Below are 22284 nucleotides of genomic sequence, written 5' to 3' on the forward strand. Positions count from 1 at the left end.
TAAGGAAATCAATATGCGCTATTCAGTTTTGACTCTCGCCTTGCCATGCGCGCTGCTGTTGAGCGCCTGCACCACGGTAACGCCTGCATTTAAGGATACGGGCGCGCGCGTTGGCCCGTGTGTGGAAGGCGGCCCGGATTCCGTAGCACAGCAATTTTATGACTACCGCATCGCGCACCCCGGTAACGACTGGACTACGCTGCGCCCCTATCTGAGCGATGATCTGAGCAAAATGCTCACCGCCGCCAGCCGTGATTCACGCAATGCCACGCTTTTAAAAGCGGATCCGTTCTCCAGCCGCAACGTCACCCCTGAAAAGGCTGACGTCGCCAGCGCATCGACCATTCCGAATACCGATGCACGAAATATTCCGCTGCGCGTCACGCTCACCAAAGGTGACCAAAGCTGGCGGGATGAAGTGCTGATGATCCGCGAAGGCCAGTGCTGGGCGGTAGACGATGTGCGCTATCTCGGCGGCACCGTTCATGCGCCCGCCGGAACGCTACGTCAGTCGGTAGAACATCGGTAATTATTTCATGCTGCAATAGATAACCCCCGTAAAATGTCTGGCATTCCACGGTGAATGCCGACATTTATGCCTGGTTCCCGCACCGCTCGGTATTTTGTGCTAACTTTATGTAGGAAGTTGGTTTATTTTTAAGTTTTAACGCACAAATATTGCATAACTATTCTGTCAACGTTACTATTTGCGGCCTCAATTGCTATCAGACTGCTTCGATGAGTATTAAATTAAACAGCATCAATTGCTTTTACGGCGCACACCAGGCGCTGTTCGATATCACACTGGATTGCCCGCAAGGGGAAACACTGGTGCTGCTCGGCCCAAGCGGTGCGGGTAAAAGTTCGCTGTTGCGCGTACTCAACCTGCTCGAAATGCCGCGTTCCGGCCAGTTAAGCATTGCAGGCAATCACTTCGATTTTGCCAAAACCCCGTCTGATAAAGCGATTCGCGAATTGCGCCAGAACGTGGGCATGGTATTTCAGCAATATAATCTTTGGCCGCATCTGACCGTGCTGCAAAACCTGATTGAAGCGCCGTGCCGCGTGCTCGGTTTAAGCAAAGATCAAGCGCTGGCGCGTGCCGAGAAGCTGCTGGAGCGTTTACGCCTTAAACCGTATAGCGATCGTTTTCCGCTGCATTTATCCGGTGGTCAGCAACAACGTGTCGCTATCGCCCGCGCGCTGATGATGGAGCCGCAGGTGCTGTTGTTTGATGAACCTACCGCCGCGCTCGATCCGGAAATCACCGCGCAAATCGTCAGTATCATTCGTGAGCTGTCTGAAACCGGCATCACGCAAGTTATCGTGACCCACGAAGTGGAAGTGGCGCGTAAAACCGCCAGCCGCGTGGTGTACATGGAAAATGGTCACATTGTTGAGCAAGGGGATGCGGGCTGCTTTGCCGTGCCGCAGACCGACGCGTTTAAATATTACCTATCTCACTGAAGAATCGGGATTAATGACAATGAAAAAAGTACTGATTGCCGCACTACTTGCAAGCGTAAGCCTTACCGCTACAGCAGCCCAGACTATCCGTTTCGCTACCGAGGCGAGCTACCCTCCGTTTGAATCCACCGACGCGAATAACAAAATCGTCGGTTTCGATGTCGATCTGGCGAACGCACTATGTAAAGAGATCGACGCGACCTGTACCTTTACCAACCAGGCGTTTGACAGCCTGATCCCGAGCCTGAAATTCCGCCGTTTCGACGCGGTGATGGCCGGTATGGACATCACCCCGGAACGTGAAAAGCAGGTGCTGTTCACCACGCCTTATTACGACAACTCCGCGCTGTTTGTCGGTCAGCAGGGTAAATTCACCAGCATTGACCAGTTGAAAGGCAAACGTGTTGGTGTGCAGAACGGCACCACGCACCAGAAATTCATTAACGACAAGCACCCGGAAATCACCACCGTTCCTTACGACAGCTACCAGAACGCGCGTCTGGATCTGCAAAACGGCCGTATTGATGCCGTGTTCGGTGACACTGCGGTGGTCACAGAATGGCTGAAAGCGGACGCGAAACTGGCGGCAGTTGGCGATAAAGTAACCGACAAAGAGTACTTCGGTACTGGTCTGGGTATCGCAGTACGTCAGGGCAACACCGATCTGCAGCAGAAATTCAATGCCGCGCTGGAAAAAGTGAAGAAAGATGGGACTTACCAGACCATCTATAACAAATGGTTCCAGAAGTAATCCTTAATGAACGAAATGTTTCCATTAGCAAGCGCCGCCGGGATGACCGTCGGCCTTGCCGTTTGTGCGCTGATCATCGGCCTGATTCTGGCGATGATCTTTGCCGTTTGGGAGTCCGTAAAGTGGCGCCCTATTGCCTGGATTGGCACCGCGCTGGTCACCGTGCTGCGTGGCTTGCCGGAGATCCTGGTGGTTCTGTTTATCTATTTCGGCTCGTCACAGCTGCTGCTGACGCTCTCTGATGGTTTCACCATCAATCTGGGCGTGGTGCAGATCCCGGTGCAGATGCAGATTGAGAACTTTGATGTCAGCCCGTTTCTGTGCGGTGTGATTGCGCTCTCCCTGTTGTATGCGGCTTACGCCTCGCAAACCCTGCGCGGTGCGTTGAAAGCCGTACCGGACGGACAGCGGGAATCTGGTCAGGCGCTGGGTTTGTCAAAAGGGGCTATCTTTTTCCGCCTGGTGATGCCGCAAATGTGGCGTCACGCGCTGCCGGGGCTGGGTAACCAGTGGCTGGTGTTGTTAAAAGATACCGCGCTGGTATCGCTGATAAGCGTGAACGATTTGATGCTGCAAACCAAAAGCATTGCTACCCGTACGCAGGAGCCGTTTACCTGGTATATCGTGGCGGCGGTGATTTACCTGGTTATCACCCTGTTAAGCCAGTGGGTGCTTAAACGCATCGATATGCGCGCAACCCGCTTTGAACGGAGGCCGGAATAATGCTCGAGTTTTTACCAGAGCTGTTCAAAGGCCTGCACACCAGCCTGACGCTCACCGTGGCGTCGCTGATTGTGGCGCTGATCTTATCGCTGCTGTTCACCATTGTGTTAACGCTGAAAACGCCAGTGCTGACGCACATTGTGCGCGGCTATATCACGCTGTTCACCGGTACGCCGCTGCTGGTGCAGATCTTCCTGATTTACTACGGTCCGGGGCAGTTCCCGTCGCTGCAAAACTATCCGGTTATCTGGCATCTGCTCTCTGAACCGTGGCTGTGCGCGCTGCTGGCGCTGTCGCTGAACAGTGCGGCGTACACCACACAACTATTCTATGGCGCGATTCGCGCTATTCCGGACGGGCAGTGGCAATCCTGCGGCGCGCTCGGCATGAGCAAGAAAGATACGCTGGCGATTTTGCTGCCTTATGCATTTAAACGCGCGCTGTCGTCCTACTCCAACGAAGTAGTGCTGGTGTTTAAAAGTACCTCGCTGGCCTACACCATCACGCTGATGGAAGTCATGGGCCATGGTCAGCTTCTGTACGGGCGCACTTATGACGTCACCGTTTTCGGTGCCGCGGGGTTAATTTATCTGGTGGTCAACGGTCTGTTAACGCTGATGATGCGTCTGATTGAGCGTAAAGCGCTGGCCTTCGAACGCCGCAATTAATTGCATAAATAGTAAACAAAGGCGAGCTAATGGTTTCATTACTCGCCTTTTTTATTTCCATAAAAATATATTTAAGCATTTTTATTGAATATAAATTCATTTAATGGCATGGTTAGCGTCACGCTTTAGACACGGCAACAACAATAAGATTGACCGACAGGAGTTCGATAATGAAAAAACTGATACTCGCCGCCCTTCTCGCTTCGTTCGCCGCTGGCGCCTCTGCAGCAGATAAAATTAACTTCGGTGTTTCTGCCACTTATCCACCGTTTGAATCGATGGATGCGAGCAACAAAATCGTCGGCTTTGATATCGATCTGGCAAACGCGCTGTGCAAACAGATGCAGGCCGATTGTACGTTCACCAACCACGCCTTCGACAGCCTGATCCCGTCGCTGAAATTCAAAAAATATGACGCAGTGATTTCCGGTATGGATATCACCCCGGAGCGTAGCAAACAGGTCGCTTTCACTGACCCGTACTACGCTAACTCTGCGCTGGTAATCGCCAAAAAAGATGCCTTTAAATCTTTTGATGATCTGAAAGGCAAACGTATCGGCATGGAAAACGGCACCACGCACCAGAAATACCTGCAGGATAAGCACCCGGAAGTGAAAACCGTGGCTTATGACAGCTACCAGAATGCGATTATCGACCTGAAAAATGGCCGTATCGATGGCGTGTTCGGTGACACCGCCGTGGTCAACGAGTGGCTGAAAACCAACCCGCAACTGGGCGTAGCGACACCGAAAGTGACCGATCCGCAATACTTCGGCACGGGTCTTGGCATTGCGGTGCGCCCGGATAACAAAGCGCTGCTGGAAAAACTGAACGCCGCGCTGAAAGCGATTAAAGCTGATGGTACTTATCAGAAAATCAGCGATCAGTGGTTCCCGCAGTAACGCATATTGGTTCTGACAGAAAAGCCGCTCTCGCGGCTTTTTTTATTGCTTCACCAACAGCGTCAACACCTCGTAATGCGAGGTATGCGGGAACATATCGAACAGTTGAACGCGCGCAATGCGATACCCCGACAGCAGACGAATATCTTTCGCCATCGTGCTGGCGTTGCAGCTGGAGTAGATGATGTACGGCGGTGCCATGCGGCTTAAATAGTCGCACAGCGCCGCACCAATTCCGCGCCGCGGTGGGTTGACCAGCACCAAATCAGGAATGTCGTGCGAAGCGGTAGCAAACTGGGTTGAATCCAGCGCCTGAAAGTGCAGGTTTTGTAAACCAAGCGCCTGCGCTGATTGTGTGGCGCAGGCAATCGCTTCCGGGGCAATCTCAATACCGGTCAGGCGCATCTCCGGCGTCGCGCAGTGCAGACCAAAACCGCCGACGCCGCAAAACAGATCCCACATATGGGTAACCGGCAACGTTCGCACCCAATCGCGGGCGGTCGCATACAACGCGCTGGCAACGGTCGGGTTGGTCTGGAAAAAGCTCTGCGGGCGGATCCACAGCGGCACGCCGTTAAAGTTTTCCGCCAGCGCCTGCTGCCCGGTGAGAAAAATCTCCGTCTCACCTTCCATGATCGCCATATGTACCGGCTGGATATTGGCAGAAACCACTTTCAGTTGCGGCAATTGCGCCTGAAGCACAGGCAAGGCCGCGCGCAATTGCGCGAGTTTCGCTTCTGAGCGCAGCACAAAGCGCAGCATCATGCCGCCATCCTGCTGGCTTTCGGTCAGCAGCAGGTATTTCAGCTCACCACGTTTACGCGCCACGTTGTAAGGCGTTAACCCGGCGCGGGCAACAAACGGTTTGAGCGCGGCAAAAACCGGGGCGAAAGAGTGCGGGTAGAGCGGACACTCGGTCAAATCTTCGGGCGTACCGTCGCGATGCAACATGCCAAACAGCGGTTTTTCCACACTGCCGCTAACCACCATTTTGGCTTTATTACGAAATCCCTGCTCCGGGCCACTCACTGGCGAACACCACTGCGCTACAGGCAAGCCATCCAGCAGCGTGTGGAGATCGTCCATTTTCGCGGTAAGTTGCTGCGAGACCGGTTGTTCTATCCATTGACAGGAACGGCAACGACCAGCATCAAAGAGAGCGCACTGCATAGTAAAGCCTTTCATTTTGCGGGGCCGGGATTGTACCACCGTTATTGCAGGCGGAAAAAGCGTCGGCTGGGCGCGGGAACAAACAGCAGGAATAACACCAGCAGATCGGGGAGTTTTTGCATCACTAATGCGTGGAAAATCTCACGTCGGGAACCACCGGCAATGCTGAAGAGTTCCGGGTAACCATACCCGAGCGAAGCGGCCCATAAATAACCGGTTGCCACCACTTGCGTGCCGAGATAGAGCCAGCGCGCCCAGCGCCGCCCTTTCACCACCGAGAAAGCACAAAGAATTTCGACAAACACTAAAAACAGGCTGCCAAGAAAAACCAGCGTCAGGCTCCAGGTCTGCGCGCTGCGTTGCACAAAATCGAGCAGGCCGCGCCATCCCAGCAAATTAAACACCATCAATACATCAACGCAGCGAATCATAATAATGGCGATGGCCGCCACCTGCACCAGTGCCGGTACATTCAATTTCGCGTGGTGAACGGTTTTCTTGAAGAACCCCAATCCGATGATTTCCCTGTGAAAAATGCCGCGACAAGCGCGGCATCAGCAACACAATTTCACGATTCTAATAAGTTCAGCCTTGTCTTGCACGCTGGATATCACGGATCCGCTGTTTTTCCGCCCGTGCCATTAAATACCAGGCGATAAAACCAACAATCCCGACCACGCCCAGAATAAGCGTCGCCAGCGCGTTGATTTCCGGGTTCACCCCCATGCGCACGCTGGAGAAGACCAGCATCGGCAATGTCGTCGCTCCCGGCCCCGAAACAAAACTGGCGATCACCAGGTCATCCAGCGACAGGGTAAACGCTAAAAGCCAACCGGAAACAATCGCCGGCATGATCATCGGTAGCGTGATGACAAAGAACACTTTCAGCGGCGTTGCTCCAAGATCCATTGCCGCCTCTTCAATGGAGCGATCCAGTTCGCGCAGGCGCGAGGAGATCACCACGGCAACATAAGCGGTACAGAAAGTCACATGTGCCAGCCAGATAGTGAGCATCCCGCGATCGGCAGGCCAGCCAATCGCATGGCCGAGCGCCACAAACAACAGCAGCAGCGACAAGCCGGTGATCACATCCGGCATCACCAGCGGCGCCGTTATCATAAAGGCGAAACCGTTTGAGCCACGAAAGCGCCCAAAACGCACCATTACCACCGCCGCGATAGTCCCCAGCACCGCCGCCATCGTCGCCGCACAAGCCGCGATGGTCAGGCTTAAACCCACCGCGCTCATCATCGCGTCATCGTGAAACAGCTCGCCATACCAGCGCGTCGACCAGCCTGCCCATACGGTGACAAGCCTTGAACTGTTGAAGGAGTAGATCACCAGCATCAGCATTGGCGCGTACAGGAACGTAAAACCGAGCACGAGGATCAAAATGCGCCACGGAGAGCGCACTACCGGTAAGTTGTTCATGCCTGGTCCTCCCCTTGTTTCTGCTGATGTTTGTGGAACCACATGATCGGCACAATCAGCAACAGCAGCATAATCACTGCCACCGCCGAGGCTACCGGCCAGTCGCGGTTATTAAAGAACTCCTGCCACAACACGCGGCCAATCATAATGCTGTCCGGGCCGCCGAGCAGTTCCGGGATGACAAACTCGCCAACCGCCGGGATAAACACCAGCATCGAACCGGCGATAATTCCACCTTTGGTCAATGGCACAATCACGCTGAAAAAGGTTTTCAGCGGGCGCGCACCGAGATCCAGCGAGGCTTCTACCAGTGAATAATCGATACGCGTCAGCGCGGTATAAATCGGCAGCACCATAAACGGCAAATAGGCGTAAACAATGCCGATATACACCGCGAGGTTGGTATGCAGAATCGTCAGTGGCTGATCGATAACGCCCAGCCACATCAGGACGTTATTCAACACGCCGTTGTTTTTCAGGATCCCCATCCACGCATACACGCGGATCAGAAACGAGGTCCATGACGGCAAAATCACCAGCAGCAGCAAAATATTGCGCGTCGACGGTTTGCTGTGCGCCACAGCCCAGGCCAGCGGATACCCCAGCAGCAGACAACAAATCGTTGAGATCGCCGCCACCTGTAACGACTGCAGATAGGCTTCAAAATAGAGCGGGTCGTCGGTAAGTTGCAGGAAGTTGCCGATATTCAGCGTTACCGTCAGTTGGCTGTCCGCCCACTCGATAAGATCGGTATACGGCGGGATCTGCCGCGCCATCTCTGCAAGGCTGATTTTGAACACAATCAAAAACGGCAGCAGAAATAGCAAAGTCAGCCAAATATAGGGCAGCGCAATAACCAGTTTGCGCCCGTGACGCATCTGCATGCGCCCCAGCCATAACGTAAAACCGCCCGGTTTTGCGACGCGGGACGGTGGCTCCAGTGTACTCATCGCCGCTCCTTAAACCGTCAGAACCACACAACTATCGGCATCCCAGCAGAGGCGAACTTCATCGCCCCAGGTTGGCGCGCCTTTACGGTAGCGATGCGCGTTCTGCAACTGGGCGCTGATCATCTGCCCGCTTTGCAAACGCACGTGATAAATAGAGAGGTCGCCAAGGTAGGCGATATGCACCACTTCCCCGACGGCAAAGTTATAGCCGTCGGCTGGCGGATCTTCGCAGAGCATGATTTTTTCCGGACGCAGCGCCACATACACCGGCACGTTATCCACCACCGACGCATCGGCGTCCACTTTCAGCGGATGCACCAGCCCCGGCGAGTCGATCACCAGACCATCGTCCTGACGCTCTTTCAGCAGCCCTTCGAACACATTCACAGAACCGATAAACTCGGCGCTGTAACGTGTGGTCGGGTGCTCGTAGATCTCTTCCGGTTCGCCGATCTGCACAAACTTACCGCGGTTCATGATGGCGATACGCCCGGCCATGGTCATCGCCTCTTCCTGGTCGTGGGTCACCATGACGCAGGTCACGCCGACGCGTTCAAGAATGTCCACCACTTCGAGCTGCATCCGGTCGCGCAGCTTTTTATCCAGCGCCCCCATCGGTTCATCCAGCAGCAGCAGTTTCGGGCGTTTCGCCAGGCTGCGCGCCAGTGCCACACGCTGGCGCTGGCCGCCGGAAAGCTGGTGCGGCTTGCGTTTGGCGTATTCGCTCATGTGCACCAGGTGCAACATTTCAGCCACGCGGCTGGCGATTTCTGCTTTCGGCAACTTGTCCTGTTTAAGGCCGAAAGCAATGTTCTGTTCCACGGTCATATGCGGAAAGAGCGCATAGGACTGGAACATCATGTTGATCGGGCGCAGATAAGGCGGCACATGCGCCAGGTCTACACCATCGAGCATGATTTGCCCGTGGGTAGGCAGCTCAAAACCAGCGAGCATGCGCAGCAACGTTGATTTACCGCAGCCGGACGCGCCAAGCAGGGCAAAAATTTCACCTTTATAAATGGTCAGACTGACATCATCAACGGCGTGCTGACCATCAAAGGATTTGGTCAGATTGCGAATTTCCAGTAGCGGCGTCAGATCCTTGCGGCTCTTCGCCTGTGGGCGGGGGATAGCGTCATTCACTCAAGTGCTCTCCGGCAAAAACATCAACCCGTTTCAACGAGTTGTCGTACAAATGACTGGACAGAGGCGGCATCACCTCTGTCCATTTTTGGGGCAGGCGCACCGCCACGGTGCAGCCTTATCACCACTCAGGTGATTGAATTATTTGCCGCTTTTAACTTTAGTCCAGGCGCGCGTTCTCACGCGGTCGATTTTCGGATCCTGGACTTTCAGCGTAAAGAGTTTGGCGAAAACATCCGGCGGCGGGAAGATAGCCGGGTTATCACGCACTTCTGCGCTGATCAGCGGAACAGAGGCTTTGTTACCGTTCGCGTAGAACACATGATCGCTGATATGGGCAATCACATCCGGGCGCATCAGGTAGTTGAGGAACTGATACGCTTCGTCTTTGTTTTTGGCATCAGCCGGCATTGCGAAGACGTCGAAGAACGCCAGCGCGCCCTCTTTCGGAATGGTGTAAGTGATATTTACGCCATTCTTCGCTTCTTTCGCACGGTTTGCCGCCTGCCACACATCACCCGCCCAGCCGATAGCCACGCAGATGTCGCCATTTGCCAGGTCATTAATGTACTGAGAAGAGTGGAAGTAACGAATGTTCGGACGCAGCTTTAACAGCAGGTCGGTTGCGGCAACGCTGTAATCATCCGCTTTGCTGCTGTTCGGATCTTTGCCGAGGTAATTAAGCACGGTGGCAAAAATCTCTTCCGGCGCATCGAGGAATGAGACGCCGCAGCTTTTCAGTTTTTCCAGGTTTTCCGGTTTCAGCACCAGATCCCAGCTGTTTACCGGCGCGTCTTTGCCAAGTGCGGCTTTCACTTTGTCAATGTTATAGCCGATACCGGTGGTTGCCCACAGATACGGAATAGCGTATTTGTTGTCAGGATCGTGCTTGGCGACCATTTTCAACACGTCCGGATCGAGGTTTTTCCAGTTCGGCAGTTTGCTCTTATCAAGCGGCTGGAATACCCCGGCGGCCAACTGGCGCTCAAGGAAACTCGCGGAAGGCACCACCAGGTCAAAGCCGGTGCTGCCCGCCATCAATTTGCCTTCCAGCACTTCGTTAGAGTCAAACACGTCATAAACGACTTTGATGCCCGTCTCTTTTTCAAAATTCGCGACGGTGTCCGGCGCAATATAATCAGACCAGTTATAAACATGCAGTGTCTTTTGCTCGGCTGCGAGCGTGCTGGCAGAGACAGCCATCAACGCACCCGCGACAAGACCTGATACCCATTTTTTGCTCAAGGCGGTCATATCTCATTCCTTCTGGAAAGTCCGTTAACATACGAACTAAATGTACGCATCATAAGATATGCAAGAATCATGCATATTTTGTCACTCTGCACAGTCCCGGAGAAGAAAACGCTTCCGGCTGACACCGCATGCTGTTTTAAGCATCGCAAGAATAACTGTAGCCAGGGTTTGAGGCTATAGGTCAGATTAAAAAACGCCTTTTATCAATTTTTTATGCAGGATACGTCTATGTGATAAGCCGTTACACGAGGAATAGCGGTGAAAAATTCTTTAAGGAAAGGTTAATAGCAGAATAAAAATATTTATTATGCAGCCGCCATGGCAGCGACTGCGTTAATGCTGCGCAGAGTCAGTGGAGAAAATTGTGCGACTCTTCATCTGCCGCCATCTCTTCTTCGCCTGGCGTGAACAGCAGTTGATGTGCGTTGGCTTCCATAATGACCATGGAAATCTGCTCTTCACTCTGGCGCATAAACCAGGCGAACTGTTCAAACGTTATGCCAGGCCCGACGCATAAAGACTGGCACACCACCAGCTTCGGCAGATTATCATCCTGAATGTCGAGAAACGCTTTCACGGTCAAAGAACTGGCATTGATGGCGGAGAGATCGGCGGCCAGCGCCAGCAGCGCGGACGGTTTGACTTCAGCCATGGCGGTAAACAGCACAACGTCATTAACAAGGTCGACTTTTGCATCAAACACGCCATCAAAATTTTGCATGTGCGGCAGGTGCAGCGCCTGACAGTTATCGCACTCAAAAAAGTTAATGCCCAGTTCATCCAGCCAGTGACGCAGCGTGTCCAGACCCGGAACGACGAGTGAATCCATAAAGCAGTGCTCTCTTAGCAAAAAAATTGGCCATAGCTTACGCAAAAAGGCCAGAACGTACCATTAATTGCGCGGGAAAATCACATCAACCGCCGGTTTTCAGGCAAAAACCCGGCGTTGCCTGGCGTTCGATCCACTGGATCATGCGACCCGCAATATCAATGCCGGTGGCTTTTTCGATGCCTTCCAGCCCCGGTGAGGCGTTAACTTCCATCACAAGCGGGCCGCGTTCGGCGCGCAGGATATCGACGCCAGCCACATCCAGCCCCAGCGTTTGCGCGGCAGCCAGCGCGATTTCACGCTCACGTTCGCTGATATGTGCCACCAGCGCCTTGCCGCCGCGATGCAGGTTGGAGCGAAAATCGCCCTCTTTCGCCCGGCGTTCAATGGCGGCGACCACTTCATTTCCGACGACCAGACAGCGAATATCGGTTCCCTTCGCTTCGGCAATAAACTCCTGCACCAGGATGTGCGCATTCAAACCACGAAAAGCGTCAATCACGCTCTCTGCCGCCTGGCGGGTTTCTGCCAGCACCACGCCGATGCCCTGCGTCCCTTCCACCAGCTTCACCACCAGCGGCGCGCCGCCGACCATATCAATCAGATCGCTGGTATCGTCCGGTGAATGGGCAATGCCGGTTACCGGCAGATCAATCCCCTGACGCGCCAGTAACTGCAACGAGCGCAGCTTGTCTCTGGCGCGAGTGATCGCCACTGACTCATTGAGTGGATAACTGCCAAGAATTTCAAACTGACGCAGCGCGGCGGTGCCATAGAAGGTAATGGCCGAACCGATACGCGGGATCACTGCATCGAAATGCGGCAACTGGCGGCCTTTATAGTGAATGGACGAAGCCGCCGGGCTGATATTCATATAACAGGAAAGCGGATCGAGGATCTCGACCAGATGACCGCGCTGCATCGCCGCTTCGCGCAGGCGTTTACACGAATAGAGCGTTCCATCCCGGGACAATATGGCAATTTTCACCCTGCACCTCTCTAAAAAGACCTGTCAAAGCAGGCGTATGATACACGCAGCGACGTGCAGGATGAACGGGAATTAGCGTGTCGCCCATCCCTGTTTATGCAAATAGTCGAGAATAAACGGGCGGCTCTCTTTAATGATGGTGCGGCGAATATGGTCGCTCCAGGTGTCACGCCGCGTATTGCTGTCGCGCGTCATATAGTAGTGGGCGATCTCCTCGTCGTATTGCGCCAGCACATCTTTATCCAGCGGCTGATAGCGGTTTTCATGCACCACCAGTTGCGCAGGCATACGCGGTTTCTTATCCGGCGCATCCGCCGGCCAGCCAAGGCACAGGCCAAACAGCGGCAGCACATGTTTTGGCACTTGCAATAACTCACCTACGGCTTCAATGCTGTTACGAATTCCGCCAATATAAACGCCGCCAAGCCCGAGCGATTCTGCCGCAGTGAAGGCGTTTTGCGCCATCAGCGCGGTATCGACTACGCCGAGCAGCAACTGCTCCGCCAGACCTGGATTCGCCTCTGGGCAAATCTGGAAATTACGATGGAAATCAGCGCAGAACACCCAAAATTCCGCCGCCTGCGCCACGTGCTGCTGCCCACCGGTAAGCGTCACCAGTTGCTCGCGTAGTGCCGGATCGGTGATGCGAATTATCGAGCTGCATTGCAAAAAACTGGAGCTGGATGTCGCCTGCGCGCTGGCGATAATCGCCTCGCGCTGCGCCTGGGTAATCGGCTGATCGGTAAAATGGCGAATGGAACGATGGGCGCACAGCAATTCAATAGTTGGTGTCATGAATAATCTCCCAAATAAACAAGTCCCTCAGTATAGGCGAAGCCTGCGCCGTCGCAGTATCCGCAATTTGCGCTGAAAGGTTGTAAAGATTAAAGCAACAGGCATAACCTGCTTTTCATTACGCGCAGTTATGGTCATGATAACCGGCAGTTACCTTCAGATTTGGGAGAGAGTATGTTTGCTGTAATTTTTGGCCGCCCTGGCTGCCCATACTGTGTACGCGCAAAAGAACTGGCAGAAAAACTGACCGCCGAGCGTGACGATTTTAACTATCGCTACGTGGATATTCACGCGGAAGGCATCACCAAAGCCGACCTCGAAAAAACCGTCGGGAAACCGGTAGAAACTGTGCCGCAGATTTTCCTCGACCAGAAACACATTGGCGGCTGCACCGATTTCGAGGCCTACGCCAAAGAACATTTCGGCCTGTTTGCCTGAGCCAAGCAACGCCCTCTTATTGAGGGCGTTTTATTTTTTGCAGCGCAGAATTTTGCGCACGAAAAGATAGAATAACCCGCCCATTCCGCACCAGAAAATCGCGCTGAACAACCAGGCAATAACCTGCCAGTTCGACTGCGAAGGTGCTAAATGCAGGTAAATCAGTACATAGCAGAATGGAGCCGCCAGCACGGCGCCGAAAAGCGGCACGATCGCTTTGCGTCGGCGAGCAATCAGCCCACCGACAATACCAGGAAGCGTGAAAAGCAGTAAGCCTAATTCAGGATTACCAGACACGGGTAGCGCGCCTTTCATATTTATGACCAGCAACAAACACACCGCAATAAAAAGTAATGCGCAGCAAATAACGCCGACCCGACTTCGCCTGTTCTTCAAACACGCCTCCTGACTTTTTCTCTATCGCACTAACAACTCGTTCAAAAGAATGTCCGGACAGATAAAGCGTTGCGGCAATCCGTGCCAGAAAAGCACCCACGTAAATACGCGATTCTCACTAGCCGTTGTAATCTAATACGATTAAACTAGCGGCCTGTTTTTGTTTTGTGAGGAGTGTCTGGTGTTGCACCGCTTTTTTCATACGCCAGCGCATTAGCAAAACACTAGCTCAAATAACCATTTCTTTCAACAGCTTACAAGTAAACAAGAAGTTAGCCTCCGTGAATATAAACGTCGCAGATTTGTTAAACGGGAATTACATACTGTTATTGTTTGTCGTTCTGGCACTCGGACTTTGTCTCGGTAAATTACGACTGGGTTCTGTTCAACTCGGTAATTCCATTGGCGTTTTAGTGGTTTCATTATTATTAGGCCAGCAACATTTCAGCATTAACACGGACGCACTTAACCTTGGCTTTATGCTGTTTATTTTTTGTGTCGGAGTTGAAGCTGGGCCAAACTTTTTCTCTATTTTTTTTCGCGACGGCAAGAATTACCTCATGCTGGCGTTGGTATTAGTTGGCAGCGCGCTGTTAATTGCGTTAGGCCTTGGCAAACTGTTCGGTTGGGATATTGGCCTGACGGCGGGTATGCTGGCGGGTTCAATGACCTCCACACCTGTTCTGGTGGGTGCGGGCGACACGCTGCGCCATTCAGGTATGGAGAGTGGACAACTCTCCAGCGCGCTGGATAACCTGAGCCTCGGTTATGCCCTGACGTACCTGATTGGTCTGGTGAGCCTGATTTTCGGCGCACGTTATTTACCGAAATTGCAGCACCAGGATCTGCAAACCAGCGCCCAGCAGATCGCCCGTGAACGCGGTCTGGATACCGATGCGCACCGTAAAGTTTACCTGCCGGTGATCCGCGCCTACCGCGTGGGGCCGGAGCTGGTGGCATGGGCCGACGGTAAAAACCTGCGCGAGCTCGGGATCTACCGCCAGACCGGGTGTTATATTGAACGCATTCGTCGCAACGGCATTCTCGCCAGCCCCGACGGTGATGCCGTGCTGCAAATGGGTGACGAGATTTCGCTGGTCGGCTACCCGGATGCCCACGCGCGCCTTGACCCGAGTTTTCGCAACGGCAAAGAGGTGTTCGATCGCGATCTGCTCGACATGCGTATCGTCACCGAAGAAGTAGTGGTCAAAAACCACAACGTTGTGGGCCGCCGTCTGGCGCAGCTCAAGCTGACCGATCATGGTTGCTTTCTTAACCGCGTGATCCGCAGCCAGATCGAGATGCCGATTGACGACAATATTGTGCTCAACAAAGGCGACGTTTTGCAGGTCAGCGGTGACGCGCGTCGTGTAAAAACCATTGCTGACCGCATCGGCTTTATCTCTATTCACAGCCAGGTCACCGACCTGCTCGCCTTCTGCGCGTTTTTTATTGTTGGCCTGATGATCGGCATGATCACCTTCCAGTTCAGCTCTTTCAGCTTCGGCGTGGGTAACGCTGCCGGCCTGTTGTTCGCCGGGATCATGCTTGGCTTCCTGCGTGCCAACCACCCGACTTTCGGCTACATCCCGCAGGGCGCGCTGATGATGGTGAAAGAATTTGGCCTGATGGTATTTATGGCGGGCGTGGGCTTAAGCGCCGGTAGCGGCATCGGCAACGGTCTTGGCGCAGTGGGCGGTCAGATGCTGATTGCCGGGCTTATTGTCAGCCTGGTGCCGGTGTTAATTTGTTTTCTGTTTGGCGCGTATGTGCTGAAAATGAACCGTGCTTTGCTGTTCGGCGCGATGATGGGCGCACGCACCTGCGCCCCGGCAATGGAGATCATCAGCGATACAGCGCGCAGCAATATCCCGGCGCTGGGCTATGCGGGAACCTACGCCATCGCTAACGTTCTACTGACGCTTGCGGGGACATTGATCATCATTATCTGGCCGGGTCTCGGATAAGTCTGAAGCTGAGAAATATTTCAGTTATGCGCAGAACTTTTTTGTGGGGCGTCAGTCATAACTAGTGCCACTGCTTTTCTTTGATGTCCCCATTTTGTGGAGCCCATCAACCCCGCCGCTTAGGTTCAAGGTTGATGGGTTTTTTGTTGCCTTGATTTTATTGTCTTTGTAATCAAGCACTTTCAGTCGTGGAAATTTAGTAAAGGCGACAAAGTGGCGACACAGTAAAATTACTTACCCTTGCCTTTAAGTTTGTCCGACAGAAAGATAACAAGGCAAATTAATGCAAAGCAGCCTAAAAACCCGCCCAACTTAAGAACCCAGCCATCAAGGACAATAAGGCAAGCAAAAGCCGCGATAGACAAGATCCCCGTCCCCAGAGCATCGAACATGTTGACCGCATGCACCCATATTTTTTCAGAAACGCTATTTTGCGAGGATTTTGCAGATTTCATCCTGTATCCCTTTACACTGCATGGGGTGACTGTGAGTGTTCGGTTCGGGAGGCTTTTCAACGGCACCACCTCCGTTCAGGGAGTGTAGATTATGCCGGCATTCTGTTTCTGGATGGCACAGGATTTCGGGTCAGGGTCAATACTCAACCCCTTTGGTTTGTGTGTCGCCTCTGTGCCTAAATGCTTTTACGCATCGCCTTTCAGAACATCCATTAACCACGCGATCAGATAGGCCAGGATAAAGAACCCTATAAATCCAGCCAACTTAAACCAGCCATCCAAAACAAACAGGCTACCGAAAGCAGCAAAGGAACAAATGCAGGTCGAAACCCCTTCAACCAGACTGGCAGATTGAAGCCCGATGAATTTGCAAAACTTAGCGGGAGAGGATTTTGCAGATTTCATTCTCAATTCCTTTGCACTGAATCGGGTGACTGTGGATATACATCAGATAAGGTTCCAGTTCTTTTTCAGCGAGAAAATAAACCATATCCAGATTCATGGGAGATACTTTGTAATATGTCTCTGGATAACTGGACTGCATCCGCCGCGATGCTCTTGCTGATTCCTCAATCAGCCCCTGAATCATAATAATATTGAAAGTAAAAGCGGAACCGACACGCACCAGACGCTGTGTGATTTTTTTCATGCGCACACGGTGGATTATCATTTCTGCGATCTTCTGGGTTATAAAAGCCTGAGCACCTACCCGACTACCCAATTTCGCATCAGCATAATGCAACTTTTCATTAATGGCCTGTTTGCCTTTTTCGTCCAACTTCTTATAAAAATCAGTTATTACAGTGGACACAAGTTGTCTGAGCGGTGATTCGTTTGTTGCCATACTTTTGAGCACAAGAAAAAAACGCTCGTTTTCAATTTCATTGCGGGCTCTGGTCTTGCGGTCTATAACGCCCAGTGAATCCCACGTTCTCACTCCTGATAAATAAGCACTCTCTGGTATTGAAGCCAGGCCATCGAGAATGCCCTTCGCTATCATTTTTGCATCCATAAAATCCATCTCACGTAATATGCATCGGGAAAGATTAATCAAAAAAATTGTAGTGACCAGCCTCAGTCTTTGCTGTTTAAGATAATTCTTATTTGAGAGTATATGCCTAAAATACAATCCGACAGCGTTTGAATATGACAGCTTCAAGCAATAAAAAACCCGCCAGCGGCGGGTCAGAATCAATAAGCTAATTGCCCCTGCGTTCCTTTTGGATGAGGCGGAGCCGCGCTGATTTTCTGCGGTCGGCACACAGAGCGAACATAGGTTTCATGCGTGACGAAAGTATGCCCGCATTCAATATTGGTGCACTGGTTGTATCGTTCCTTGGTTTCACTGGAAACCTGAAAGCTACTGCGGGTATGCGCGGCCTGCCCGCATAGTGGACAATTCATCATTATTTTCAGCCCTCATTCTTAACCAGTTCGCAATAATGATACCTTATTGTTCTCAATATGGAACTAATCATTCAATTTCGAACTCATCTATTTTCACTTCGAGATCCAGACTGGTCGTAAATCCACTGTCCGGGCTGACGGAGTGCGTCAGCGTGGTGATGGTCCACTCTGCATCATCAATTGGCGGCTTAAAGCCGCTCACCTTTACCGGCATTTCGGTGTAGAGATCTGCCCGTCCTTCTGCAAGCTGCATGGAGAATGACGCCACCCCACGCTGCAGACGTTCCCACTGCATTTTTGCGGCACGCTCCGCATTGCTGCGGTTGGCATAGGTACGGCTTAGAACCAGCACGTTTTCATCCGTACCCACTAAATATTCCCCCTGCTTTGCTTCCGGCTCTTTTGCCGCAGCGGTTTTCTTTCGCCGGCGCTTAACTTTGGTTGTCTCTTTCTTCTTCGGTTCGCGGGTATGCAGCCAACTGGCGATCACGCCGGTATACGCGCCGCGATCGGCCAGGGTAAACCGATGACCGTCACCGGCCTGCCGCGTTATAGTGATAACCGGCAGCGGTTTACCGCTGGCGTTTCTTCCCTGCCCCTGGCGGATAAAAAGCAGGTTGCCATTTTTTACGGACGCTATCGCCCCAAACTGGCGCGCCAGCCGCATCAGGAAACTGCCATCGCTTTCATTGGTCTGGTCGAGGTGATCCAGTACTTTGTCCGCCAGGTCTTTACCCAGCGCCATGTTGAGGTTATGCCGGGCAGCAATTTCGTTTACCACCGCCCCCACGGTTGTCTGGTGCCATGATTTTTCCCGGCGGATGTTCAGCGTTTCGCGGAAATCGGCACTGCGGGCGCGGATGGTCAGCTTGTCCGGTGCGCCGGTATGTTCAATCTCATCCACGGTGAATGCCCCTTTGGGGAAAAGCGGCCGCCCTTTCCATCCCAGCGACAGATTAATAACCGCTCCGCGTCGCGGCAGGACAATTTGCCCGTCGGCATCATCCAGTTCGAGATCAAGCTGGTCCGCTTCAAAGCCCCGGTTATCTGTCAGCGTCAGGCTCATCAGGCGCGCATCAAGCAATTCCGTCACGTCTTTGCCGGCAATGGTGATGCTGAAAGCCGGCGTTTTGCTATGAGGGTCATAATTCACGGCAGTAATCCTCCCACCGTGTTTTTGATATCGCCAATCGTCGATGCGGCGGTGTCCTGCAGATTACGAAGCTGATCGCCCAGGTTACCAAACATGTCGGTCAGCGATTCATCAACGCGTTTCAGTGTCAGGGAAAACTCAATCCGGCGCGCTTCACCGCCGGCGAAAAACTCTGTTTTGGTCTGGCTCAGGTTCTCGATCACAAACATGCCGTAAATAGTGCCGCTGCCCTCAATTAAAGGCCATGCTTTACCCCGTTCTGCCATTTGCTCCAGCGCCAGCAATGACAGCCTGCCGCCGGTGATTTCAGGGAGCAGGACACCTGAAAGCGTCAGGGAGTCATTATCCGGGCCAAGAAATTGTGTCGACGGGCGGCGGTTCACCCGGCTGTTGGTCGCGTGCCGCCAGTTGCGCTGATACTGCAATTCCTGATAGGACACGGTACGCAGCATAAAAACGTATAACCCCAGCACCATCATCATGAATCATATCCCCCCTGGTCACTGAAGTTGCTGCGTGCTTTCGCCCGGATGCGACGTTCCCGTTCATCCAGTTGCCTTGCCACTTCGCGGGCAATATCCTGCGGATTCTGCCCCGGCTGCGCATAGATGGTGATCGGCGCATGGGTTTCAAAATGCATCACAGGCGACTGGCGGGTCGTCGGCTCAGACGGCGCACGGTATGCTGCTGCGGGCAGGCTCATCGGATGGAGCGGCACGGCTTCTGCCGGTGCGGCTGCAGCCCCCATCATGCCGGCAACCACCGAAGCGAGCGCCGCCGTGCGCCTGCGGCTGGTCACTTGTGCCGGGCCGTTAACAATTTCCGGGCCATTCTCGCCAACAATGCCAAACTGACCGCGCGGAATGACACCGCCGCTGTCATACATGCCGGCAAACGGAACCGCAGCGACTGCCGCGCCGCCAACTACCCGCACCTGCGTTTTGCCCGCTGCGCTATTATTGCCGGTCATCCAGTCCGGCAGGTAATCCGTGACGGAAGCGAGTTTGTTTTTCAACGCGTCCCATTTCGCATTGATGCCGTTCAGAATGCTGTCAATGATGGCGCTGCCCATCTGCTGGAATTTCGCCGGCAATGCGGCAACGTCAGCCAGAATCGCAGCCCATTTTTCTGCAATGGTCTGTTTAACACTGGCCCACGCCTGCGACACTCCACTCTTGATGGCCTCCCAGTTTTTGGCAATCAGGCCCGGCAGGGTGTAATTGAAAAACAGGGATTTGATACCCTCCCATGCGTTGCTGGCGGTCTGTTTAATCCATTCCCACGCCGCCGTGGTGGCAGCGCAAACGGCATCCCACATGGCTTTGAATTTCGGCCCCAGCGTGTCCCAGTTCTGCCAGATGTAAATAGCCGCCATGGCAATCAGCCCAATCACCGCGAGGATCGGATTGGCGAACATCAGGCGGCCCAGCCACACAATCCCCTTACCCACGCTGCCAAGAGCTTTGGTGATAAGACCAAACGCACCGCCGCCTTTTATGCCCAGGATGGAGAATTGCAGGCGCATCAGTGCCAGAGGGCCAAGCACAGCGGATACCGCCAGCATCACCGTCCCCAGCACAACCGCAATCGACGCCAGCGCAGCCACACCTTTCAGGAGCGCCCCGGCGAGCTTCGGGTGTTCTTCGATCCAGCGGCGAAATGCGCCGGTGACTTGCTTCACGGTGCCCATGATTGCCATCAGCGGCTCGCGCAGGGTTTCACCGAGACTGCTAAAGGCGTTCTCCGCCCCGGTCTTAACCAGCAGCCACTGCGCGGACAGCGAATCTTTATTGATACTGGACTCTTTTTGCATAGAGCCATTGGCAGCATTACCGGACGTGAGCAGGAGCTGGCGTTGCAGCTCCGGCAGGTTGTTTGCCAGCTTCGCGGCGTCATCGCCATACTCTTTGCCGAAAAGCATGGTCATAACTGAGAGGCGTTTATCCACCGGCAGCTTATTAACCTTTGCCAGAACGCGCTGAATAGTGCCGATGGCATCCTTTGTCATCTGCTTTTCCAGCACTTCCGGCTTCATTTTCAGCAGATCCATGCCATCCATGAACCGGTCGCTTTGCATGGTCGCAATCGACAACTCACGCACCATTGCGTTAGCGGCACTGGCTGCCACTTCCGGCGCAGCACCCAGCGTTAAAAATGTCGAACCAAGCGCAGCGGCTTTGCGGTAGTCCAGACGGTCCGCCACGCCGCCCATGCGCTGCAGAACATCGATAATGTCCGCCCCTTTTGACATGGCGTTGTCGTCCAGGTAGTTCAGCGCATCACCCAATTGCTCAATGTTGCGGGTCGGTACTTTATAAAGCTGGGCAATTTTTCCGAGGCTTTCGGAAAGCTCGTCCGCCGGAAGCTCAAACGCCGTGGAGGCTTTGGCAGCCGTGGCAGCAAAGACTAATAAATCGCGTTTTTGATCGGCCCATGAATCACTGGGATTCGCCACGTTCATGCGGGCGCCACCCTCGACAAGTGCGGCAAAATCCACCGCACCGTTTTGCATGGGTAACTGTTCGCTGGCAGCTTTGATGGCGTCCTGCATTTCATAGAACCGGGCCGTGCGGTTGCCGTTATCATCACGCAGGCCATTAACCTGCTTTGCCACGCCTTTCATCGCATCTTCCATGCTGGCATAGCTTTTCACTGCCGCCATGACCGGCGCGCCCATTGCCATTCCCGCTGCGGTGGTGGTGGCGCCAGCGCCGGCAATACGATCCCGAACTTCAAGACGGCGGGAATAGTCAGCGCGCGCGGCATTCATGCGCGCCTGCTGCTCCCCCAACCGTTTCAGCGATTTTTGTTGCTTGTCCAGCGCTTGTCTGGTTTGGTCCGCGCTTTTACGCAGCTTCCTCTGTTCACTGCTTAGGTTTTTCGTGTCGATGCCGGCTTCTTTAAGCGACTTACGCTGGAGGTGAACGGACTGACGCAGGCCATCATATGTGCTCTGCAGCGCCTTAACGCGGGCTTTAGCCTGTGCAAATTGCCTGATCTGCTGAGCCATTTCACGCGTATTCGCGGCGTGCGGAATCGCTAACGCTGCGGCTTTTTGTTTTGCGGCTGAAAGATCCTTTTCAGCCAGGGAAAGCTGTGAACGCGCTTTGCGGAATCCATCTATTTTTCCGGCCTGCTCATTCAGCGATTTAAGCGTGTCTTTACTGGATTTCAGCGCAGCAGCCAGCTTTTTTGTGCTGGCCTGCGCGCTTTTGAATGGGCGGGTGAGTTTATCAACCGCATTAAGCACCACCTGCAGACGCAGGTTGTTGTCACTCATCGCTGGCCCCGCTTCTCAGGATCGCTTTATGCCGCCACTCCAGCACCTCAGCCAGCGGCATAGCGTCAGTGACGGACGGCGACCAGTGGAAAATGGTGGCGATGTCTGCCACCAGGT

The 22284-nt window shown here is 53.6% G+C and carries 26 protein-coding genes; 8 read left to right on the forward strand and 18 right to left on the reverse strand.

All coding sequences use genetic code 11. The annotated features are described in order from the left end of the window. The first annotated feature begins 13 nt into the window (after positions 1-13). From C813_RS38035 to artJ, 6 genes are all read left to right on the forward strand, one after another. On the forward strand, positions 14-529 hold the full coding sequence (locus C813_RS38035; protein WP_017456146.1) for a lipoprotein: 516 nt from the start codon (positions 14-16) through the stop codon (positions 527-529). 209 nt (positions 530-738) lie between these two features. Further along, positions 739-1467 (forward strand): arginine ABC transporter ATP-binding protein ArtP, encoded by a 729-nt coding sequence (gene artP / locus C813_RS38040; RefSeq protein WP_017456145.1) that lies wholly within the window; start codon positions 739-741, stop codon positions 1465-1467. A 19-nt stretch (positions 1468-1486) separates the two neighbouring features. Continuing rightward, a complete protein-coding gene (artI, locus tag C813_RS38045) occupies positions 1487-2218 on the forward strand; it encodes an arginine ABC transporter substrate-binding protein ArtI (protein ID WP_017456144.1) in 732 nt (243 codons plus the stop codon). A gap of 6 nt (positions 2219-2224) precedes the next feature. Continuing rightward, the gene (artQ, locus tag C813_RS38050) at positions 2225-2941 is read left to right on the forward strand and encodes an arginine ABC transporter permease ArtQ (protein ID WP_017456143.1); all 717 of its coding nucleotides are present in this window, start codon (positions 2225-2227) and stop codon (positions 2939-2941) included. Continuing rightward, on the forward strand, positions 2941-3609 hold the full coding sequence (gene artM / locus C813_RS38055) for an arginine ABC transporter permease ArtM (RefSeq protein ID WP_017456142.1): 669 nt from the start codon (positions 2941-2943) through the stop codon (positions 3607-3609). Before artQ ends, artM begins: the two co-directional genes overlap by 1 nt. Before the next feature lie 170 nt (positions 3610-3779). Next, positions 3780-4511 (forward strand): arginine ABC transporter substrate-binding protein ArtJ, encoded by a 732-nt coding sequence (artJ, locus tag C813_RS38060; RefSeq protein WP_017456141.1) that lies wholly within the window; start codon positions 3780-3782, stop codon positions 4509-4511. Between the two features lie 42 nt (positions 4512-4553). On the opposite strand, the gene rlmC is transcribed toward artJ, so the two are convergent. From rlmC to nfsA, 9 genes are all read right to left on the reverse strand, one after another. After that, entirely contained in the window at positions 4554-5681 is a 1128-nt protein-coding gene (rlmC, locus tag C813_RS38065; RefSeq protein ID WP_017456140.1) for a 23S rRNA (uracil(747)-C(5))-methyltransferase RlmC, read from the reverse strand. Between the two features lie 41 nt (positions 5682-5722). Next, entirely contained in the window at positions 5723-6193 is a 471-nt protein-coding gene (locus tag C813_RS38070) for a YbjO family protein (RefSeq protein WP_017456139.1), read from the reverse strand. A gap of 73 nt (positions 6194-6266) precedes the next feature. Next, on the reverse strand, positions 6267-7112 hold the full coding sequence (gene potI, locus C813_RS38075; RefSeq protein WP_017456138.1) for a putrescine ABC transporter permease PotI: 846 nt from the start codon (positions 7110-7112) through the stop codon (positions 6267-6269). Continuing rightward, on the reverse strand, positions 7109-8062 hold the full coding sequence (gene potH / locus C813_RS38080; protein WP_017456137.1) for a putrescine ABC transporter permease PotH: 954 nt from the start codon (positions 8060-8062) through the stop codon (positions 7109-7111). Before potH ends, potI begins: the two co-directional genes overlap by 4 nt. 9 nt (positions 8063-8071) lie before the next feature. Then, entirely contained in the window at positions 8072-9205 is a 1134-nt protein-coding gene (potG, locus tag C813_RS38085; protein WP_017456136.1) for a putrescine ABC transporter ATP-binding subunit PotG, read from the reverse strand. Between the two features lie 141 nt (positions 9206-9346). After that, a complete protein-coding gene (gene potF, locus C813_RS38090; protein ID WP_017456135.1) occupies positions 9347-10459 on the reverse strand; it encodes a spermidine/putrescine ABC transporter substrate-binding protein PotF in 1113 nt (370 codons plus the stop codon). A gap of 349 nt (positions 10460-10808) precedes the next feature. Next, on the reverse strand, positions 10809-11288 hold the full coding sequence (locus tag C813_RS38095; RefSeq protein ID WP_017456134.1) for a type III secretion system chaperone family protein: 480 nt from the start codon (positions 11286-11288) through the stop codon (positions 10809-10811). Positions 11289-11373: 85 nt separating this feature from the next. Further along, positions 11374-12276, reverse strand: coding sequence for a 30S ribosomal protein S6--L-glutamate ligase (gene rimK, locus C813_RS38100; protein ID WP_017456133.1), 903 nt, complete (start codon positions 12274-12276; stop codon positions 11374-11376). Between the two features lie 72 nt (positions 12277-12348). After that, a complete protein-coding gene (gene nfsA / locus C813_RS38105; protein ID WP_017456132.1) occupies positions 12349-13071 on the reverse strand; it encodes an oxygen-insensitive NADPH nitroreductase in 723 nt (240 codons plus the stop codon). A 174-nt stretch (positions 13072-13245) separates the two neighbouring features. Here nfsA and C813_RS38110 point away from each other — a divergent pair, with 174 nt between their 5' ends. Then, positions 13246-13509, forward strand: coding sequence for a GrxA family glutaredoxin (locus tag C813_RS38110; RefSeq protein ID WP_017456131.1), 264 nt, complete (start codon positions 13246-13248; stop codon positions 13507-13509). 30 nt (positions 13510-13539) lie between these two features. On the opposite strand, the gene ybjM is transcribed toward C813_RS38110, so the two are convergent. Beyond that, entirely contained in the window at positions 13540-13905 is a 366-nt protein-coding gene (gene ybjM, locus C813_RS38115) for an inner membrane protein YbjM (protein ID WP_017456130.1), read from the reverse strand. A 281-nt stretch (positions 13906-14186) separates the two neighbouring features. Between ybjM and C813_RS38120 the strand changes: the two genes are divergently transcribed. After that, complete coding sequence (locus C813_RS38120) at positions 14187-15872, forward strand: aspartate:alanine antiporter (RefSeq protein ID WP_017456129.1); 1686 nt, start codon at positions 14187-14189, stop codon at positions 15870-15872. A gap of 230 nt (positions 15873-16102) precedes the next feature. On the opposite strand, the gene C813_RS38125 is transcribed toward C813_RS38120, so the two are convergent. From C813_RS38125 to C813_RS46485, 8 genes are all read right to left on the reverse strand, one after another. Further along, the gene (locus tag C813_RS38125) at positions 16103-16327 is read right to left on the reverse strand and encodes a hypothetical protein (RefSeq protein WP_017456128.1); all 225 of its coding nucleotides are present in this window, start codon (positions 16325-16327) and stop codon (positions 16103-16105) included. A 186-nt stretch (positions 16328-16513) separates the two neighbouring features. Further along, positions 16514-16732 carry a hypothetical protein gene (locus C813_RS38130; protein ID WP_017456127.1) on the reverse strand — a complete coding sequence of 73 codons (219 nt, stop codon included), beginning with the start codon at positions 16730-16732 and terminating at the stop codon, positions 16514-16516. Then, complete coding sequence (locus C813_RS38135; protein WP_139164738.1) at positions 16704-17339, reverse strand: hypothetical protein; 636 nt, start codon at positions 17337-17339, stop codon at positions 16704-16706. Before C813_RS38135 ends, C813_RS38130 begins: the two co-directional genes overlap by 29 nt. A 179-nt stretch (positions 17340-17518) precedes the next feature. Continuing rightward, positions 17519-17734 carry an ogr/Delta-like zinc finger family protein gene (locus C813_RS46480; protein ID WP_017456125.1) on the reverse strand — a complete coding sequence of 72 codons (216 nt, stop codon included), beginning with the start codon at positions 17732-17734 and terminating at the stop codon, positions 17519-17521. 67 nt (positions 17735-17801) lie between these two features. Further along, positions 17802-18887 carry a phage late control D family protein gene (locus C813_RS38140; protein ID WP_017456124.1) on the reverse strand — a complete coding sequence of 362 codons (1086 nt, stop codon included), beginning with the start codon at positions 18885-18887 and terminating at the stop codon, positions 17802-17804. Beyond that, positions 18884-19369 carry a phage tail protein gene (locus C813_RS38145; RefSeq protein ID WP_017456123.1) on the reverse strand — a complete coding sequence of 162 codons (486 nt, stop codon included), beginning with the start codon at positions 19367-19369 and terminating at the stop codon, positions 18884-18886. Before C813_RS38145 ends, C813_RS38140 begins: the two co-directional genes overlap by 4 nt. Then, positions 19366-22167, reverse strand: a complete 2802-nt coding sequence (locus tag C813_RS38150; protein ID WP_017456122.1) for a phage tail tape measure protein — start codon at positions 22165-22167, stop codon at positions 19366-19368. The genes C813_RS38145 and C813_RS38150 overlap by 4 nt, the downstream gene beginning before the upstream one ends. Further along, positions 22160-22279, reverse strand: coding sequence for a GpE family phage tail protein (locus tag C813_RS46485; protein ID WP_017456121.1), 120 nt, complete (start codon positions 22277-22279; stop codon positions 22160-22162). The genes C813_RS38150 and C813_RS46485 overlap by 8 nt, the downstream gene beginning before the upstream one ends. Positions 22280-22284: the final 5 nt, after the last annotated feature.

This window comes from Kosakonia sacchari SP1 (genome assembly GCF_000300455.3).
GTDB classification, from domain to species: Bacteria; Pseudomonadota; Gammaproteobacteria; order Enterobacterales; family Enterobacteriaceae; genus Kosakonia; species Kosakonia sacchari.

Excerpts from the sequence above, each read along its gene's own strand:
- C813_RS38095 (WP_017456134.1), bottom strand. The coding sequence starts at position 11,288 with ATGGATTCACTCGTCGTTCCGGGTCTGGACACGCTGCGTCACTGGCTG.
- C813_RS38035 (WP_017456146.1), top strand. The coding sequence starts at position 14 with ATGCGCTATTCAGTTTTGACTCTCGCCTTGCCATGCGCGCTGCTGTTG.
- C813_RS38110 (WP_017456131.1), top strand. The coding sequence starts at position 13,246 with ATGTTTGCTGTAATTTTTGGCCGCCCTGGCTGCCCATACTGTGTACGC.
- C813_RS38130 (WP_017456127.1), bottom strand. The coding sequence starts at position 16,732 with ATGAAATCTGCAAAATCCTCTCCCGCTAAGTTTTGCAAATTCATCGGG.
- C813_RS38125 (WP_017456128.1), bottom strand. The coding sequence starts at position 16,327 with ATGAAATCTGCAAAATCCTCGCAAAATAGCGTTTCTGAAAAAATATGG.
- artJ (WP_017456141.1), top strand. The coding sequence starts at position 3,780 with ATGAAAAAACTGATACTCGCCGCCCTTCTCGCTTCGTTCGCCGCTGGC.
- artP (WP_017456145.1), top strand. The coding sequence starts at position 739 with ATGAGTATTAAATTAAACAGCATCAATTGCTTTTACGGCGCACACCAG.
- artI (WP_017456144.1), top strand. The coding sequence starts at position 1,487 with ATGAAAAAAGTACTGATTGCCGCACTACTTGCAAGCGTAAGCCTTACC.
- C813_RS46480 (WP_017456125.1), bottom strand. The coding sequence starts at position 17,734 with ATGATGAATTGTCCACTATGCGGGCAGGCCGCGCATACCCGCAGTAGC.
- nfsA (WP_017456132.1), bottom strand. The coding sequence starts at position 13,071 with ATGACACCAACTATTGAATTGCTGTGCGCCCATCGTTCCATTCGCCAT.
- artM (WP_017456142.1), top strand. The coding sequence starts at position 2,941 with ATGCTCGAGTTTTTACCAGAGCTGTTCAAAGGCCTGCACACCAGCCTG.
- C813_RS38150 (WP_017456122.1), bottom strand. The coding sequence starts at position 22,167 with ATGAGTGACAACAACCTGCGTCTGCAGGTGGTGCTTAATGCGGTTGAT.
- C813_RS38135 (WP_139164738.1), bottom strand. The coding sequence starts at position 17,339 with ATGGATGCAAAAATGATAGCGAAGGGCATTCTCGATGGCCTGGCTTCA.
- artQ (WP_017456143.1), top strand. The coding sequence starts at position 2,225 with ATGAACGAAATGTTTCCATTAGCAAGCGCCGCCGGGATGACCGTCGGC.
- potI (WP_017456138.1), bottom strand. The coding sequence starts at position 7,112 with ATGAACAACTTACCGGTAGTGCGCTCTCCGTGGCGCATTTTGATCCTC.
- C813_RS38145 (WP_017456123.1), bottom strand. The coding sequence starts at position 19,369 with ATGATGATGGTGCTGGGGTTATACGTTTTTATGCTGCGTACCGTGTCC.
- potH (WP_017456137.1), bottom strand. The coding sequence starts at position 8,062 with ATGAGTACACTGGAGCCACCGTCCCGCGTCGCAAAACCGGGCGGTTTT.
- potF (WP_017456135.1), bottom strand. The coding sequence starts at position 10,459 with ATGACCGCCTTGAGCAAAAAATGGGTATCAGGTCTTGTCGCGGGTGCG.
- rlmC (WP_017456140.1), bottom strand. The coding sequence starts at position 5,681 with ATGCAGTGCGCTCTCTTTGATGCTGGTCGTTGCCGTTCCTGTCAATGG.